Below are 16,675 nucleotides of genomic sequence, written 5' to 3'. Positions count from 1 at the left end.
CAATAGAGCAAGCGGCGCTGCACTCACGATCCGGCATCACTCATGCCCTACGGCTTGATATGGATCGGGAGTGAAACATGTCCAAAGACGCCAAGCCCGCGCAGAAGCGCATCGATCAGTTCCTGTCTGGCCCCGGTGGACGGGCGGACGACTGGCGCGATCTGGTGGAAGCGGCAAAGGTGTGGGCCCGCGGCGGCGATCGTGCAAAATACGATGCCGCGCTGGCCGATCTGTCTGTGACGGAAGAGTTTCACGGCTATCCCGGTCTGCAACTGATGGGGGCCCTGCGGGAAGCAGCCGCCACTGGCGATGCGGCAACGTCGCTCGCCCTCGCGACGCGGCTGACACAGGCCCTGACGACGAGGTCCTTCCGCCAGCATACCGGCGACTGGAATGTGAATGATGAGGACAATGGCGACGCCTCCGATCTGGTGCCGCAGATGTTCGGGCAGCACACCGCGCGTCGCCCCTACTTCGAAACCCTGATCGTCACCGGCCTCTCGTCCGCCAAATGGCTCGCGCTCGCCAACGAATGGCGCAAGCTGCGGCGTCCGGTCGATCAGTTCGTCTATGAGCCGGTCATCGTCGGCAGCCTCGAAGACGCCTTCTGCGCCACGATGCTGAACCCCAACATCGCAGCCGTCGTCATCAACGAAGGCTTCACCCTGCGCTCGCGGCACGATGCCCCGGTGCTCCGCACGTTGACGGCATCGGCGGGACTGAATGACGAGTCCGACGCGTCAGCGCTCCGGCTGGCCCAAATCGTCAAGCGGGTCCGTCCCGAGCTCGACCTTTATCTCATGTCCAACCGCGACGTGGAGGAGATGGCCGGAAATCCGGAAGCAAACGTCGTTCGCCGCATCTTCTATTCCATCGAAGATCTGCTCGAGCTGCATCTCTCGATCCTCGAAGGCATCCAGGACCGCTTCGACACGCCGTTCTTCGACAATCTCAAGAAATATGCGCAGCGTCCGATCGGGACGTTCCATGCGCTGCCGATCGCGCGCGGCAAATCGGTTTTCAAGTCGGACTGGATTCGCGACATGGGCGAATTCTACGGCTTGAACCTGTTCCTGGCCGAGAGCAGCGCGACCACCGGCGGCCTCGACAGCCTGCTGGAGCCGACCGGAACCATCAAGAGAGCGCAGGACAAGGCGGCGCGCGCGCTTGGCGCGGATCGCGTGTTCTTCGTGACCAACGGTACCTCGACCTCGAACAAGATGGCGGTGCAGGCGCTGCTCGCGCCCGGCGACATCGCGATCGTCGATCGCAACTGCCACAAGTCGCACCATTACGGCATGGTGCTGGCCGGCGCCCAGCCGATCTATGTCGAAGCGTTCCCGATGACGGCATATTCGATGTATGGCGCGGTGCCGCTGAAGACCGTCAAGCAGGCCCTGCTGAATGCGAAGGCGGATGGCCGGCTCGACCGCGTCAAGATGCTCGACCTGACCAACTGCACTTTCGACGGTCACATCTACAACACCCGCCGGGTGATGGAGGAATGCCTCGCGATCAAGCCCGACCTGATCTTCCTCTGGGACGAAGCCTGGTTCGGCTTTGCGCGCTTCTCGCCTTACCTGCGGCGGCGCACCGCGATGGGCGCCGCCAATGAGATCGAGGCCTGGATGCACGACCCGAAATCGGTCACGGCCTACGAGAAGCAGCAGGCCGAGCTCGGCAAGAACCCGTCGAACGAGGTGCTGCTCAACGCCCGGCTGATTCCCGATCCGCGTCAGATCCGCCTGCGCGTCTACCAGACCAACTCGACCCACAAGTCGATGTCGGCGATCCGGCAGGGCTCGATGCTGTCGGTCAAGGACGTCGAATTCCATACGGTCGAGCAGCAGTTCAAGGAGGCGGTGTTCACGCACGCATCGACCAGCCCGAACCAGCAGCTCATCGCGAGCCTCGACGTGTCGCGGCGCCAGATGGAGCTCGAGGGCTATGGTCTCGTGGCCAATGCGATGGAGATCGCGTTCGCTATCCGTAATGCGGTCAACAACAATCCCCTGATCTCGAAATATTTCCGCATCCTTGGTGCGGACGCGATGGTACCCGCGCAATACCGCCAGAGCGGCTTCACCGACTATCTCGCGGCCGGCACGAACTGGGCGAACATCCTGAAGAGTCTGGACGACGACGAGTTCTGCCTCGATCCGACCCGGATGACGCTGGTGTGCGGCACCGCCGGTTACGACGGCACGCAGTTCAAGGGCATCCTGGCGAACGAGTACAACATCCAGATCAACAAGACCTCGCGCAACTCGGTGTTGTTCCAGTCCAACATCAACAACACCCGCAGCGACGTCGCGCATCTGGTGAGGGTGCTGGCCGAGATCGCGGGCGAGGTCGACCGCGGACTTGTCCAGGGTGGCGCCAATGCGAAGAAGACATTCGAGGCGCGGGTCAAGAGCCTGATGACCGACGTGCCCGACCTGCCGAACTTCTCGCATTTCCACGATAGTTTCCGCGGCGATGCCGGCACCAAGACCAACGAGGGCGATATCCGCAGCGGCTTCTACTCGGCCTATGACGCAGCCGGATGCGAATATATCCGGCTCGGCGATCCCGAGATCGACCGCCGCCTGAAGGCCGGCCCCGATCTCGTCTCGGCCAGTTTCGTGATCCCGTATCCGCCGGGCTTCCCGATCATGGTGCCGGGCCAGGTCATCACCCAGGAAACCATCGACTTCATGCGCAAGCTCGATGTGAAGGAAATCCACGGCTACGACGCCAAGGAAGGCTTGAAGCTCGTACGCACCGAAGCCTTGGCGAAGATCGGCCGGCCCAAGCCGGGCGCCACGCCGAAGCTGAAGGCCGCATCATAACAGGGGACGGTCATGCAAGGCTTTTTCACGTTCTTGCAGCAGAACCCGTTTCTGCTGCTGTTCTTCGTCGTTGGCCTCGCCGTCTGGATCGGCCGGGCCAGCATCAAGGGCTACGGCCTCGGCATGGTCGCCGGCGCCATCGTGGTCGGCGCCGGGCTGGCGGTGTGGGCCTCGACCTACGGCGTGAAGCTCGAGCTCAACAACTTTGCAAAGAGCTTGTTCTATTACCTCTTCATGTACGGCGTCGGCCTGCGCGTGGGGCCGTCCTTCATCAACAGCCTGAAGGGCGATGGCCTCAAGTTCTGCATCTTGGCGCTGGTGTCCAGCGTCCTTGGTCTGGCGCTCGTCGTCATCTGTTCAAGACTCTTCGCGCTTCCGATCGGCGCGGCTGGCGGCATGCTGGCGGGGTCGCAGACCATGTCGGCCGCAATCGGCTCGGCCGAGCAGGCGATCACCTCGGGCGTCGTCAAGCTTCCTGAAGGCATGAAGCCCGAGGATGCGTCGGGCATGATCGCGCTGTCCTACGGCATCACCTACATCTGGGGTACCGTCGGCATCATCCTGATCTGCAAGTACCTGCCGCGGTGGTGGGGCGTCGATGCCAAGGCGGCGGCCAGGCAGTACGAGAAGGAGTTTGGCGTCAAGGATCTCGAGGGCGGCGGCCTGACCGGTTATCGGCAGTTCGGTCTGCGTGCCTATCGGCTGGAAAATCCGACGCAGGTCGGCATGAGCATCGCCAAATTCCGCTCGATCCATCCGGAGTACCGGATCGTCAACGTGGCGCGCGGCGGCGAGCCGCAGGGAGCCGATCCTGCGTTCGTGCTGCAGAAGGGCGACGTCGTCGCGCTCGGCGGCTCGACGGAGCATCTCACCGACAAGATGGGCCTGATCGGCCCCGAGGTTGCCGACACCACGGCGCTGGGCATTCCCATGGATCAGGCCGACATCCTCGTCACCAACAAGGAGATGGTCGGACGCACCTTTGAATCCTTCCGCGACACGGCGATCGCCGGCCAGTTGCAGGTCACCAAGGTCGAGCGTGGTGGTGTACCACTTGCCGCCGGTCTCAAGACCGAGCTGCAGCGGATGGACATCGTCTCGGTAGTCGGCCTCAAGTCGGCCGTCAACGAACTCGGCGAGATGTGGGGACGCATCGCGCGGACCAATACGTCGACCGACCTGCTGACGCTGGCCGCGGGCATGATCCTCGGTTTCTTGATTGGCATGATCGAATTTCCGGCCTTCGGTGCCAAGATCGGTCTCGGCAATGCCGGCGGTCTGTTGCTGTCGGGCGTGATCGTGTCGTCGCTGGTCTCGCGGCTGCGCTTCTTCGGCAATACGCCGAACGCGGCGCGCAACGTGCTGGAGGACCTCGGTCTCGTGGTCTTCGTCGCCATCGTCGGTGTCAATGCCGGTGCCGGATTGCTGGCGCAGCTTACCGGTGCCGTTGCCTTGAAGATCTTCGTCGCCGGCTTCATCGCCTGCACGATCCCGCCGTTCATCGTCTGGGCGATCGGCTATCACGTCTTCAAGATCAACCCGGCCGTGCTGATGGGCGGCGTTGCCGGTGCGCGGTCGCACTCCGGCCCGTGCCGCGAGGCCGCGGTGGAGATCCAGAGCTCCGTGCCCTGGATCGGATTTCCGGTCGGCTACGCGGTGTCGGGCATCCTGCTCACCGTGTTCGGTTACTTTGCGATGATCCTGGCCTAATAGCTCGACGTCATAACAAGAGGAGAACGTGAGACATGAGAAAAGTCGCCATCTATGCCGCCTTGGCCGTCTCGCTCGCGGGCGTCGCCGGTTTCAGTACGTCATCGCGTGCCGACACCGGCCAGGTTGCCGTGGTCTTCACCAAGGGCGGGTTCATCGTCGGCGTCGGTGGCGGCGAGGGCGTTCTGCTGTACCGGGGCAAGAAATATCCCTTCACCGTCTCAGGCATGAGCGTCGGCTTCACGATCGGCGCCTCGACCACCAAGCTCGTCGGGCGCGCACTCAATCTGAGGGGGCCGGAGTCGATCGAAGGCTCCTACGCGGCGGGCGGCGCGGGCGGCGCGGTTGCCGCGGGCGCCGGAGCCGTTCAGTTGCAGAACGGCAATGGCGTCATCCTCCAGCTCAGCGGGCCGAAGGTCGGCGCGGAAGTATCGGCTGCGGTTGGCGGCGTCACGATCCGGCTGAAATAGGCCCGGGAGGGCGCTCAAGCTAAACGGGCTGCGTCATCGCAGCCCGTTTCGCGTTTCAGTAGCGTTCCTCGACGAACTTCAGGCCGCGCAGGCTTGCCTGGTCGTTGTAACGTCCCTTGTGGGACCGTGGCGGAAGCTTGACCTTCTCCCGCTTGACTTCCTTGTAAGGGATAGTTCTCAGGATGTGCGAGATAACGTTGAGCCGCGCTCGCCGCTTGTCGTCGGAGCGGATCAGTCGCCACGGTGCATGCTTCGTGTCGGTCGCCTCGAACATCATGTCACGCGCGCGCGAGTAATCGTACCAGCGCCCGAACGACTCGGTGTCCATCGGGCTCAGCTTCCACTGCCGCAGCGGATCCTCGATACGCGCCTTGAAGCGGAGCTCCTGCTCCTCCATCCCGACCTCGAGCCAGAGCTTGATCAGGACGATGCCGGCGTCCACGGCGAATTTCTCGACCAGCGGACACAATTCCAGGAAGCGCTTGTGTTCGGTCGGCGAGCAGAAGCCCATGACGTATTCAACGCCGGCGCGGTTGTACCAGCTGCGGTCGAAAATCACGATCTCACCGCCGGCCGGGAATTGCTCGATATAGCGCTGCAGGAACAGCTGGGATTTCTGCCGGTCGGAGGGCGCGGGCAGGGCGCAGACACGGAACACGCGCGGGCTCACCTTTTCGGTCAGCGCCTTGATGGTCCCGCCCTTGCCGGCCGCGTCGCGCCCCTCGAAGATGATGATCACCTTCAGTTTCTGGGCTCTGACCCATTCCTGAAGGTGACACAACTCGACCTGGAGTTTTTCGAGCTCCTTCTCATAGTCCTTCCGCTTCATCCGCTCCACGGGCGCGTCATTGGCCATGCTCAATCACCCCAGGAAATGGTCACGCCGATGTCGCCGGGAACACCGCCTGGAAAATCGATGATCTGATACGCGATGCGATAGCCGCGCGGTTTCAGGTAATCGCTCCAGAGCTGGAAGATTTCCTTCGGAATTCCGGTCAGGGTGTTCTCCCAGCCCGCTTCCATCTGATTGATAGCGCGGCCCTTGTCGGTGCACAGCGTGTTGGGGAAGCGATAGACCTGAACCTCGGTCAAGCCGTTCCGCACCGCACGCTGGATGATCGTCGAGGCGAGCTTGATCTTCTCGTCCTCGGTCTTGCCAGAAGGCTTGCTGAGGCGTTCAATGAGGGCGTGTTTCTCGGCTTCGGCGGCGGCGGCAAGGCGCGCATATTCGTCGGCCTTCGCTGCCTCCTTGAGGGCTGCTTCCTTGCGGATCTGCGTGGCACTGGGGATGAGATCATCGATGCCGGGCATGGCAGGCGGCTCCTGTTGTTGCACGTCAACTTTCAGGCGAGGCTAGGTGGGGCCGTTCCAGGCCCGTTGATCCAAATCAAGCAATTGCGCCACCCGATACCGACACTGCATTCGACGCATTCAAGTGGAAACGCGCCTGTCGAGGAGAGAACGTTGAGCGAGCAACTTCATCCGATGGCCCCGCATCATCTGCCGTTCTATCTCGCGCCGGGAAGCGGGGTGGACCCGCTGATGGTGGTGATGGGGATCTTCCTGATCGGCACCGTGCTCTGGGTGGGCACGCTCTATTGGAAGCTGCACAGCCTGCCTGAGCGCATGGCGCACAAGTCGCAGAAGCTGCAATTCGAGATCGTGGCGGTGCTGGGCATCATCTCGCTCTTTACGCACTTGCACATTTTCTGGGTGGCCGGCCTGCTGCTCGCGATGATCGACCTGCCCGATTTCGGCACGCCGCTGCGCAGCATTGCCGGCTCCGTCGAGAGGATCGCTGACGCCGCTCCGGGCGACGGGCGCGAACCCGAGCAACCGAGCCCCCCACCGGCAGAGAAGTCAGTCCCCAAGGAGAAGGAGCGCAGCCATGTTTGAGCTCATGTTCTGCTCCCTTCTGACCATCCTGCCCGACTATCTCTACCGCCGCTATGCGCAGGGCAAGCGCTTCGGCAAGGAGATCACGTTCTTTTCCATCTGGTACGAGCTGCGATGGGGCATCACCGGCTGCCTGATGCTCACGGTGTCGCTCATCACCATGATCTTCTACTTTCACCCGTCAACGACCTCGGCGACGCTGTATTACCGTACGGTGCCGATCCTGCCCGAGGGCTCCGGCCGGGTCGCGGAAGTCAATGTCGGCTACAGCCAGGCGGTGAAGAAGGGCGACGTACTGTTCACGCTGGATAGTTCGAAGCAACGCGCGGCTCTGGAAACCGCCAAACGCAAGATCGCTGAAGTCGATGCGTCGCTGACGAGCGCGGAATCCGACGTGGTCAAGGCCGAAGCGCAGATCCAGGAAGCCAAGGCCAACCTTCAGCAGGCCAAGGATGAACTGGACGTCAAATCCGAGTTGCAGCGTCGCAATCCCGGCATCGTGCCGCAGCGCGACATCGAAAAGCTGCAGGTGCTCGTCGATCAGCGGCAGGCTGGGGTCGACTCCGCCACGGCTTCGAGGCAGTCGGCAGCCTTGCGCGTTTCAACGCTCTTGCCGGCCGAAAAGGCCAGCGCCGAAGCGACGCTAGCCGAGGCGCAGGTGGATCTGGACAAGACTTTTGTCCGCGCCGGCGTTGACGGGCGTGTGGAGCAATTCCTGGTCCGCGCCGGCGACGTGGTCAATCAGCTGTTGCGGCCGGCGGGTGTGCTGGTTCCGGCGGGCGCCGGCCGGCAGAGTCTGCAGGCGGGCTTTGGCCAGATCGAGGCTCAGGTCTTGCAGGTCGGCATGGTGGCGGAAGCAACCTGCATATCGAGGCCGTGGGTTATCATTCCGATGGTCATCACCAATGTGCAAGACTACATCGCGGCCGGACAGTTCCGCAGCGGAGAGCTACTCGTTGAGGCGCAGAATGTCGTGCGGCCCGGTACGATCCTGGCATTCATGGAGCCGCTCTACAAAGGCGGCCTTGACGGCGTGACGCCGGGCAGCAGCTGCATCGTCAACGCCTACACCAGCAATCACGAGGAGATCTCGGCGAAGGAGACCAGCACCGGCCGGGCCATTGTCTTGCATGTCGTCGACGGCGTCGGGCTGGTGCATGCGCTGCTGCTGCGCATCCAGGCGCTGCTGCTGCCGATCAAGACGCTGGTGCTGAGCGGGCACTGAGGTCCCAGGTCGGATTGTTTCGCGAATGGACCGTCCTGCGTGCAGCTTGACTGCGTCCTCGGCACTGTCGAAGCGGCCCAGTTCTCGCTAGAATTGTGGTCCGGAGGCGCCGGAGCGCGGCCGAGGCGGAGGGGAGCGGGCGCATGATCAGGGCGTCGGTCAAGCAGTGGCTGGTTGCGACCACGCTGTTGGGTCTCGGCCTGTTGCTCGCCGCGTGCATGCTGTCTGGGCCCGCGCGAGCCGCTGAGCCCGGCTCGGCTGCGCGCAGCGAGCCAAAGCGCGTGCTGATCCTGCATTCCTTCGGCCGCGAGTTTCGCCCCTGGAGTGAATATGCGCGGAGCATCAAGGCCGAGCTCGAGCGGCAATCGCCCTGGCCGCTCGACGTCCAGGAGCACACGCTGCTCACCGCCCGTTTCAACAGTCCAGGCCCCGAAGCGCCTTTCGTCGATTATCTCGGTTCGCTCTACCAGGGCAGGCCGCCCGATATCGTGCTGAGCATCGGCGCACCTGCGGCGCGGTTCGTGCAGAGATACCGTGCGAAGCTCTTCCCGGAAACGCCGACGGTGCTGACCGTGGTCGAACAACGGCTGGTGAACCGCCTGGACCTCACCGACAATGACGTGGTCGTGTCCGTCCGCAATGATTTCGTGGCGGCCTTCGAGAACATTCTCAAGCTCTTGCCCGATATCAAAACGGTCGCCGTTGTGGTCGGTGCCTCGCCCCTCGAGAAATTCTGGATCGACGAGGTGAAGCGGGAGTTGAAACCGCTGGAAGGCCGGCTCGACCTCGTCTGGTACTCCGACCTGCCGTTTGAGGAGATCCTGAAGCGCGCATCGGTGCTTCCGCCTCATTCCGCGCTGTTCTGGGGGCTGATGTTGGTCGATGCCGGCGGCATTGTCCACGAGGGCGATATCGCCCTGCACAGGCTGCATGCTGTCGCGAACGCGCCGATCTTCTCGTATCAGGAACCTTTCTTCGGCGACGCCAGCGTCGGCGGGCCCATGCACTCCATCGCCGAAACCAGTTCGAAGACCGTCAGTGCCGCGATCCGGATCCTCGGCGGCGAGAAGCCGGCCCGCATCAAATACGAGCCGATCGGATTCGGGCCGCCGAAATATGATCGGCGGGAGTTGCAGCGCTGGGGGATCGGCGAGAGCAGTCTGCCGCCGGGCAGCGAAATCCTGTTTCGTGAGCCGGCCCTCTGGGATCGCTATCATTGGCAGATGCTGCTGATCGCGGCCGTGATTTTGATACAGGCCGGCTTCATCGGCGGACTTCTGAGCGAGCGCCATCGCCGCCAGTTGGCCGAGATCGAGTCGCGACAACGCCTGACCGAACTCGCCCACGCCAATCGGTACTCGGCCGTCGGCGAGTTGACGACGTCGATTGCCCACGAGCTGAACCAGCCGCTCGGCTCCATTCTGACCAATGCCGAGACGGCGGAGCTTATGCTCAAAGCCACTTCACCCGACATCAACGAGATCCGCCAGATTCTGGCCGACATCAGGCGCGACGATCAGCGGGCGTCCGAGGTCATCCGCAGGCTTCGAAGCGTCCTGAGGAAGCGGCCGTTTGAAATCAAGGACACCGAACTGAACGACACGGTACGGGAAGCAATCGGCCTGGTGACGGCGCTCGCCGACGGGCGCCGGATCACGCTGGCTTACGCGCCAGCCGCTGCGGAGCTGCACGTCAAGGGCGACCCCGTGCAGCTGCAGCAGGTCGTTCTCAACCTGATCATCAATGCGTTGGATGCGGTCTCCGACGCGGACATGAAGAAGCGCGAGGTCGGCGTATCGACCGGGCGCGCCGGGGGCCACGCCGAGATCCGGATCGCCGACACCGGTTCGGGCATTGCGGTCGGCGACCTCGCGAACATCTTCAATCCATTCTTCACGACCAAGCCTCAGGGCATGGGTATGGGGCTCGCAATCGTCAAGACCATCGTCGAGGCCCATCACGGCACCATAGCCGCCGAGAACCAGCCGTCGGGCGGCGCGCTGTTCACGATCAGGCTCCCGATCATCCACTAGCGCAGACGTTTAGCGATCCGGCGGCGCGGCATTGCTCTCGCGCCTCAACAAGGCGGCCAAGCAGGCCTTCGTTGATCTTGATCAATAAACGCCCATGCCGCGGCCCGATCTTGGTGGCCGGAAAGTTCGATGGAGGATGGCATGTTTCGCTGCGGCAAGATCCTGATGGCGCTTGCGTTGATGCTGACGATGCCGATCACCGCAACCGCGCAGACGGCTGACAAGCCGGCGGCGCCGAGCACGCAGGCACAGCCCGCAAGTCCGCCTCCGCCGAGCGCCGAACTCCTGAAACCCGAGCAGCTCGAGGCGCTGGTGGCGCCGATCGCGCTCTATCCCGACGAGCTGCTGGCCAATGTCCTGGCGGCATCGACCTATCCGCTGGAAGTGGTGCAGGCCGATCGCTGGCTGAAGGAGCGCAAGACGCTGAAGGGCGAGGCGCTGAAGGCCGAGGTCGACAAGCAGGCCTGGGACGACAGCGTCAAGGCGCTCGCCAGCACCCCCGATGTGTTGTCGATGATGAGCGACAAGCTCGAATGGACCCAGAAACTCGGCGATGCCTTTCTCGCCCAGCAGCCCGACGTGATGGACGCGATCCAGCGCCTGCGCAACAAGGCCTATGACAACAAGAAGCTGGTCACGACCAAACAGCAGAAGGTCAGCGTTCAGAGCCAGGAAGGCAAGCAGGTTGTCGTCATCCAGCAGGCCGATCCCGCCGAGATGTACGTGCCCTATTACGATCCGGCGACGGTCTACGGCACCTGGCCCTATGCGGAGTATCCGCCGTATTACTGGGGATATCCGTCCTATATCGGCGCCGGCGTGGTTGCGGCCGGCATTGCCTTTGGCACGGCCTGGGCGATCGGGCGCTGGGGCAGTTACTGGGGCGGCGGCTGCAACTGGGGCAACCGCAACGTCTACGTCAATCATCGCACCACCAACATCGCCAACGGCTGGCAGCACAATCCGGCGCATCGCGGCGGCGTGCGCTATAACAACACCAACGTCCAGCAGCGTTTCGGCAACAACAATGTGAGGGCGGGCGCGTCGGACCGGATGGATTTCCGCGGCCGGGACGGCAACCAGGTGCTGCGCCCGAGCCAAGGTGCGGGAGACCGGGCTGGAGATCGCGCCGGCGACCGTGCCGGTGATCGTGGCGGTCCGGGTGACCGTGCAGGAGATCGTGCTGGTGATCGCGGTGATCGTGCCGGCAATCGCGGCGACCGGCCCGGCGGCGGCGATCGTGCTGGCGCGGGAGATCGTGCCAAGGGTGGTGGAGATCGCGCCAAGAATGCAGGCAAGAATGTGGGTAAGGGCGGCGGCGATCGTGCAAAGGCTGCGAATCGAGCCGGCGGCGGCGCTGCCGCCAATCGAGGCGGTGGCGGCAATCGCGGCGGTGCGATGAACGTCTCGTCGGGCCGGGCGGCGGCCGCAGCATCGGCGCGCGGACGCTCCAGCATGGCGAGCATGCCGCGCGGCGGTGGCGGCGGAAGCTTTGCCGGGCGCGGCGGCGGTGGCGGAATGGCCATGCATGGTGGTGGTGGTGGTGGTGGCTTCCGTGGTGGTGGAGGCGGAGGAGGAGGCCGCGGCGGTGGCGGCGGTGGGCGGCGCTCCGACATCGCGCTGAAGCATGACATCGTCCTGCTCGGCCATCTCTCTAACGGCCTCGGCTATTATCGCTTCAGCTACATCGGCAGCGACAAGGCCTATGTCGGCGTGATGGCGCAGGAGGTGGAGAAGGTGATGCCTGACGCCGTGACGCGCGGCAGCGATGGTTATCTGCGCGTCTATTATGACAAGCTTGGCCTGACATTCCGCACCTACCGCGATTGGCTCGCCGACGGCGCGAAGATCCCTGCGGAGGTGACGCCATGATCGGCCTGAAATCGCTCCATCGCGCGATCCTGCCGGGCGTGGTGGCGCTCGCCATGCTTGGCTCGGCGGCACAGGCGCAGCAATCCTACAAGACACCGGAGGATGCGGCCGCCGCGCTCGCGGCCGCAGTCAAAAGCGGGCCGGGCGACATTTTGAAGGTGCTCGGCAGGGCCGCCGAGGATATCGTCTCGTCCGGTGACGAGGTCGCCGACAACGACATCCGTCAGCGCTTCACGTCGATGTACGACGCCAAGCACGGCATCAAGGCGGAGGGCAACAAGACCGCGACCTTGATACTGGGGCCGGACGATTTCCCGTTTCCGATTCCGCTGCTCAACACCAAGACAGGCTGGGCGTTCGACACCGACGAGGGGCGGATCGAGGTGCTTCGCCGCCGCATCGGCCGCAACGAGCTCGACGCGATCCAGACCGCGCTTGCCTATGTCGATGCCCAGAATGAATACGCCGACACGGATCGCGGCGAGGGCGCTGGTGTCTACGCGCAACGCTTCCTTTCCACGCCCGGCAAGAAGGACGGCCTGTTCTGGCGTGACGACAGTGATCCGAGCCCGCTCGGCGCGCTGGTCGCGGAGGCCTCGGCCGAAGGCTACAAGCAAGGCACAGGCGAGGCACCCGCGCCTTATCACGGCTACTACTTCCGAATACTGAAAGGCCAGGGTTCCGACGCGGCCGGTGGCGCGCTCAACTACGTCGTCAAGGGCAAGATGATCGGGGGCTTCGGACTGATCGCTTGGCCCGCCGAATACGGCAATTCCGGCGTGATGACGTTTCTCGTCAATCATGCCGGCACCGTCTACCAGAAGGATCTCGGCAACCGCACGGCTGTCATCGCCGAGCGCACCACGCTGTTCGATCCCGACCAGACCTGGAAGAAGGTCGATGCCGCGAAGCCATAAACCGGAACGCATGCGGCGCGCGACCGCAATCGGCCTTGCCGCGCTCGCGCTCCTCCTGCTCGCGATGCCGGCCACGCCGTCGTTCGCGCAAGCGAGCGGCCATGTCCAGGTGAGGTTCGTCAAGGCTGGCCTGCTGGTCGGAGGCGGCACCGGCAGTGGCGTGCTGAACTACCGCGGTCGGAATTATCCCTTCAAGGTCTCCGGCTTGAGCGTCGGCATCACGGCCGGTGCGACCGTCGGCAGATTTGATGGCCGGGCATCAGGCATCCGCGATGTCGGCGACTTCGTCGGCACCTATAGCTCCGTCGGCGGCGGCTTCGCACTCGTCGGCGGCGTCAATGGCGCCCATCTGCGCAACGAAAAGGGCGTGACGATCGTGCTGCAAGGCCCGAAGGCCGGACTTGAGCTCGCCTCCAACATCAGCGCGATCACGATCGCCTGGAAGTGAGCGCCTCGAGCCTGGGGTTACCGGGCCGCGATGGCCGTCATCTCGAGTTTGACGCCTGGACCGAGATCGGCCACGCCGATCGCAGCGCGCGCCGGCAGGTGAGCTTCCGCAAAGTGCGCCTTCCAGGCCGCATTGAACTCCGCCTTCTCCTTCAGGTTGGTCATGAAGATGGTCACCTGCAAGACGTTGGCGAGATCGGAGCCGAGCGTCGTCAACAGGCGCGCCAGCTGCCCGAGGACGTCGTTGGCCTGGCCCGACATATCGAGGCTGGTGTCCTCGGGGACGATCCCGCCGATGTAGAGCACGCCATTATGCTCGACCACTTCGTGGAGGAGTCCTTCGTAGGGCAAGACGCGCTGGATCATGATGAACCGATGCTGCTGTGGGGATGGGCGGCATATCGCACATTTCCATGTCGATGTCGTTTGAAGAGATTTCGCGACCGGGGCGTCTCGAAGGTCGTCCAACAAGATATTGAAAATAAAGAATAAATTGGCTTAAGAATCGCCGCTTGTCGTGCGGTCGGACGGTCACCCAGCTGCACTTGCGCGCGGGAGCCCGGCGTTTCCGACGGCCCTGATCCCGACGACATCATGATGCGGATCGGTATACTGCCACCGGAATCGACGCGGCAGCGGCTGGGTCCGTGCCGTACCGGAACAAGGATCAGACGATGGACGATACGATTGGCTTTCCCGACCCCGGCCTCGACCTGTCTGACGGCTTCAAGCCCCACACCTCGCATTGGGGCGTGTTTTCCGCGCGTCAGAGCGAAGCCGGGCTCGAGGTCAGGGCCTATGCGGGCGACCCCGATCCGAACGGCATCATCGGCAATTTCCCCGGCGCGCTGCGGCATCAGGCGCGCATCGCCCAGCCGGCGATCCGCCGCGGCTGGCTCGAGCGCGGACCTGGCCCGGACGATCGCCGCGGCCGCGATGAGTTCGTCTCCGTCAGTTGGGAGAAGGCGCTCGATCTGCTCGGCGACGAACTCGGCCGCATCCGCGATACGCGCGGCCCGGGCGCCGTGTTCGGCGGCTCCTACGGCTGGTCGAGCGCGGGCCGCTTCCATCACGCCCAGAGCCAGGTGCATCGCTTCCTCAACATCGCAATGGGCGGCTATGTGCGCTCGGTGAACACTTACTCTTCGGGCGCATCCTCGGTGCTGCTGCCGCAGATCCTTGCCGGCTACGAGGACATCACCAAGCGCAACGTCACCTGGGAGCAGATTGCCGAGAACACCGACATCGTGCTGGCGTTCGGCGGCATGGCGCTGAAGAACTCCATGGTGGCCGGCGGCTCGATCAGCAAGCATGTCGAGCGCGGCGCCATGGAAGCCGCGCGCCGGCGCGGCTGCGCGTTCATCCTGGTCAGCCCGCTGCGCGACGATCTTCCCGTCGAGGCCGGCGCCGAATGGATGACGTGCCTGCCCGGCACCGACACCGCCCTGATGCTCGGCATCGTCCACACACTTGTGAGCGAAGGTCTGCACGACCAGGCCTTCCTCGATCGCTACACCGAAGGCTGGCCCGTGTTCCTGCGCTATCTCAATGGCGAGAGCGACGGGCAGGCCAAGCATGCCGAATGGGCCGCCGCGATTTGCGGCGTCGATGCGGACGCGATACGCGAGCTCGCGCGCCGCGCCGCCGGAAAGCGTGCACTGATCACCGTTTCGCATTCGCTCCAGCGCGCCGAGCATGGCGAGCAGCCGGTGTGGATGGGCATGGTGCTCGCTGCAGCGCTCGGCCAGATCGGCCTGCCCGGTGGCGGTTATGCTTATTCGCTCGGCGCGATCGGCTATTATGGCCGCCGCGTCAACGACGTGCCGGGACCGACGCTGGGGCAGGGCCGCAACGGCGTGCGCGATTTCATTCCGGTCGCGCGCATCGCCGACATGCTGCTCAGTCCCGGCACGACCTATCGCTACAATGGCGAGACGCGTACCTATCCGGACATCCGCCTCGTCTACTGGGCCGGCGGCAATCCCTTCCATCACCATCAGGACATCAACCGCTTGCGCAAGGCTTTTGCGCAGCTCGATACGTTCGTCGTGCACGAGCTCGCCTGGACCGCGACGGCGCGGCACGCGGACATCGTGCTGCCCTCGACCATGACGCTGGAGCGCGAGGACATCGGTTATTCGACCAACGATCCCCTGATGGTCGCGATGCACCAGATCGCCGAGCCCTTCGGCCTTGCGCGTGACGATTACGACATCTTTGCCGATCTCGCCGAGCGCCTGGGTGCGCGCGAACCTTTCACCGAAGGGCGCACGTCGCGGCAGTGGCTCGAACATCTGTACGAGCCGACTCGCGCCTCGCTTCAAGCTCGTGGCCTCGAGGCGCCTGATTTCGACGAATTCTGGCGGCGCGGCAGCCTGGTCGTGCCGCAACAGCCCGACGACGGCGGCCGGCTGCGCAGCTTTCGCGAGGATCCGGCCAAACATCCTCTGCCGACGCCGAGCGGGCGCATCGAGATCTATTCAGCCAAGATCGCCGCGCACGGCGATGCCGATTGTCCCGGCCATCCGGTCTGGCTCGACAAGACCGACATGCCGAAACCCGGCGCGCCGTGCTTCCTCGTCGCCAACCAGCCGGTGACGCGCCTGCACAGCCAGCTCGACTTCGGCGGCCATTCGCTGGGCGCGAAGCATCGCGGCCGCGAGGTGGCGCGCATGAATCCACGCGATGCCGATGCACGCGGAATCAAGGACGGCGACATCATCCGGCTGTTCAACGAGCGCGGCGCCTGTCTCGCCGCCGTCCACGTCACCGACGGCATCGCGGCCGGCGTCGTGCAGCTTCCGACCGGCGCGTGGTACGACCCGATGGACCCCGAGGACGAAGCGCCGCTCTGCGTTCACGGCAATCCCAACGTGCTCACCCGCGACATCGGCACCTCGTCCTTCGCGCAGGGCTGCACCGGCCAGCTCACGACGGTCGAGGTGGAGAAGTTCACCGGCAATCTGCCGCCGATCCGCGCGTTCGATCCGGTATAGGCGCGTCGCCGGGATTGCTGCGGCCGTAGTGCGAAGGCGCCGGACTACGCTGCGCTCTATCCGGTCTACGCGAAATGCGCTCGCAACGACGACGTGGAGGGAGTGTGAGTCATACTGCGCTCTCGTGCCCGTGCCGTAGCGCGTCCAGGACACGAGAGGCAGAAAGAAAAGGGGCCGTCCTGTGTGGGCGGAGGGACGGCCCCGAGTGGCTCGCAGGCCCGGGAGGAAAAGGGCTCGAGCCGGCGTGAGTGGCAGGGCACTCACGCCAAAGAAATCGC

Annotated in this window: 13 protein-coding genes; 10 read left to right on the top strand and 3 right to left on the bottom strand. The window is 64.3% G+C overall.

Annotation, left to right across the window (positions count from 1 at the left end; all coding sequences use genetic code 11):
* Positions 1-77: 77 nt before the first annotated feature.
* From AB7245_RS32895 to AB7245_RS32885, 3 genes are read left to right on the top strand one after another with little or no spacing between them, the layout of a single operon-like run.
* A complete protein-coding gene (locus tag AB7245_RS32895; RefSeq protein WP_063981860.1) occupies positions 78-2,831 on the top strand; it encodes a beta-eliminating lyase-related protein in 2,754 nt (917 codons plus the stop codon).
* A gap of 12 nt (positions 2,832-2,843) precedes the next feature.
* Positions 2,844-4,541 (top strand): aspartate:alanine exchanger family transporter, encoded by a 1,698-nt coding sequence (locus AB7245_RS32890; RefSeq protein ID WP_063981861.1) that lies wholly within the window; start codon positions 2,844-2,846, stop codon positions 4,539-4,541.
* Between the two features lie 35 nt (positions 4,542-4,576).
* Positions 4,577-5,011 carry a hypothetical protein gene (locus tag AB7245_RS32885; protein WP_063981862.1) on the top strand — a complete coding sequence of 145 codons (435 nt, stop codon included), beginning with the start codon at positions 4,577-4,579 and terminating at the stop codon, positions 5,009-5,011.
* A 55-nt stretch (positions 5,012-5,066) separates the two neighbouring features.
* Here the strand turns inward: AB7245_RS32885 and ppk2 are convergent, their stop codons facing one another.
* Positions 5,067-5,867, bottom strand: coding sequence for a polyphosphate kinase 2 (ppk2, locus tag AB7245_RS32880; RefSeq protein WP_085402452.1), 801 nt, complete (start codon positions 5,865-5,867; stop codon positions 5,067-5,069).
* Positions 5,868-5,869: 2 nt separating this feature from the next.
* Entirely contained in the window at positions 5,870-6,322 is a 453-nt protein-coding gene (locus AB7245_RS32875) for a hypothetical protein (protein WP_028149181.1), read from the bottom strand.
* Positions 6,323-6,496: 174 nt separating this feature from the next.
* On the opposite strand from AB7245_RS32875, the gene AB7245_RS32870 reads away from it, so the two are divergent.
* The 6 genes from AB7245_RS32870 to AB7245_RS32845 all read left to right on the top strand — a co-directional run bounded on the left by AB7245_RS32870 (position 6,497) and on the right by AB7245_RS32845 (position 13,402).
* Positions 6,497-6,907 (top strand): hypothetical protein, encoded by a 411-nt coding sequence (locus AB7245_RS32870; RefSeq protein ID WP_063981864.1) that lies wholly within the window; start codon positions 6,497-6,499, stop codon positions 6,905-6,907.
* Positions 6,900-8,132, top strand: coding sequence for an HlyD family secretion protein (locus tag AB7245_RS32865; protein WP_063981865.1), 1,233 nt, complete (start codon positions 6,900-6,902; stop codon positions 8,130-8,132). The genes AB7245_RS32870 and AB7245_RS32865 overlap by 8 nt, the downstream gene beginning before the upstream one ends.
* Positions 8,133-8,275: 143 nt before the next feature.
* Positions 8,276-10,165, top strand: coding sequence for a sensor histidine kinase (locus AB7245_RS32860; protein WP_439035403.1), 1,890 nt, complete (start codon positions 8,276-8,278; stop codon positions 10,163-10,165).
* Between the two features lie 141 nt (positions 10,166-10,306).
* Positions 10,307-12,037: a DUF3300 domain-containing protein gene (locus AB7245_RS32855; RefSeq protein WP_063986189.1), complete on the top strand. Its 1,731-nt coding sequence runs from the start codon at positions 10,307-10,309 to the stop codon at positions 12,035-12,037.
* Positions 12,034-12,954 (top strand): DUF2950 domain-containing protein, encoded by a 921-nt coding sequence (locus AB7245_RS32850; protein WP_063981867.1) that lies wholly within the window; start codon positions 12,034-12,036, stop codon positions 12,952-12,954. The genes AB7245_RS32855 and AB7245_RS32850 overlap by 4 nt, the downstream gene beginning before the upstream one ends.
* Positions 12,938-13,402, top strand: coding sequence for a hypothetical protein (locus tag AB7245_RS32845; RefSeq protein WP_063981868.1), 465 nt, complete (start codon positions 12,938-12,940; stop codon positions 13,400-13,402). The genes AB7245_RS32850 and AB7245_RS32845 overlap by 17 nt, the downstream gene beginning before the upstream one ends.
* A 17-nt stretch (positions 13,403-13,419) precedes the next feature.
* Here the strand turns inward: AB7245_RS32845 and AB7245_RS32840 are convergent, their stop codons facing one another.
* A complete protein-coding gene (locus AB7245_RS32840) occupies positions 13,420-13,767 on the bottom strand; it encodes a RidA family protein (RefSeq protein WP_038958155.1) in 348 nt (115 codons plus the stop codon).
* A 308-nt stretch (positions 13,768-14,075) separates the two neighbouring features.
* On the opposite strand from AB7245_RS32840, the gene AB7245_RS32835 reads away from it, so the two are divergent.
* Positions 14,076-16,397 carry a molybdopterin guanine dinucleotide-containing S/N-oxide reductase gene (locus AB7245_RS32835; protein WP_063986190.1) on the top strand — a complete coding sequence of 774 codons (2,322 nt, stop codon included), beginning with the start codon at positions 14,076-14,078 and terminating at the stop codon, positions 16,395-16,397.
* Positions 16,398-16,675 lie beyond the last annotated feature (278 nt).

The sequence above is a fragment of the Bradyrhizobium sp. 604_D8_N2_3 genome, assembly GCF_051810765.1.
Classification (GTDB): domain Bacteria; phylum Pseudomonadota; class Alphaproteobacteria; order Rhizobiales; family Xanthobacteraceae; genus Bradyrhizobium; species Bradyrhizobium barranii.
This window is presented reverse-complemented; position numbering and strand designations above follow the sequence as displayed.

What these genes read in the sequence shown, in the direction of transcription:
- AB7245_RS32875 (WP_028149181.1), bottom strand. Translation starts at nt 6,322, where the DNA reads ATGCCCGGCATCGATGATCTCATCCCCAGTGCCACGCAGATCCGCAAG.
- AB7245_RS32855 (WP_063986189.1), top strand. Translation starts at nt 10,307, where the DNA reads ATGTTTCGCTGCGGCAAGATCCTGATGGCGCTTGCGTTGATGCTGACG.
- AB7245_RS32860 (WP_439035403.1), top strand. Translation starts at nt 8,276, where the DNA reads ATGATCAGGGCGTCGGTCAAGCAGTGGCTGGTTGCGACCACGCTGTTG.
- AB7245_RS32845 (WP_063981868.1), top strand. Translation starts at nt 12,938, where the DNA reads ATGCCGCGAAGCCATAAACCGGAACGCATGCGGCGCGCGACCGCAATC.
- AB7245_RS32885 (WP_063981862.1), top strand. Translation starts at nt 4,577, where the DNA reads ATGAGAAAAGTCGCCATCTATGCCGCCTTGGCCGTCTCGCTCGCGGGC.
- ppk2 (WP_085402452.1), bottom strand. Translation starts at nt 5,867, where the DNA reads ATGGCCAATGACGCGCCCGTGGAGCGGATGAAGCGGAAGGACTATGAG.
- AB7245_RS32895 (WP_063981860.1), top strand. Translation starts at nt 78, where the DNA reads ATGTCCAAAGACGCCAAGCCCGCGCAGAAGCGCATCGATCAGTTCCTG.
- AB7245_RS32865 (WP_063981865.1), top strand. Translation starts at nt 6,900, where the DNA reads ATGTTTGAGCTCATGTTCTGCTCCCTTCTGACCATCCTGCCCGACTAT.
- AB7245_RS32835 (WP_063986190.1), top strand. Translation starts at nt 14,076, where the DNA reads ATGGACGATACGATTGGCTTTCCCGACCCCGGCCTCGACCTGTCTGAC.
- AB7245_RS32890 (WP_063981861.1), top strand. Translation starts at nt 2,844, where the DNA reads ATGCAAGGCTTTTTCACGTTCTTGCAGCAGAACCCGTTTCTGCTGCTG.
- AB7245_RS32840 (WP_038958155.1), bottom strand. Translation starts at nt 13,767, where the DNA reads ATGATCCAGCGCGTCTTGCCCTACGAAGGACTCCTCCACGAAGTGGTC.
- AB7245_RS32850 (WP_063981867.1), top strand. Translation starts at nt 12,034, where the DNA reads ATGATCGGCCTGAAATCGCTCCATCGCGCGATCCTGCCGGGCGTGGTG.
- AB7245_RS32870 (WP_063981864.1), top strand. Translation starts at nt 6,497, where the DNA reads ATGGCCCCGCATCATCTGCCGTTCTATCTCGCGCCGGGAAGCGGGGTG.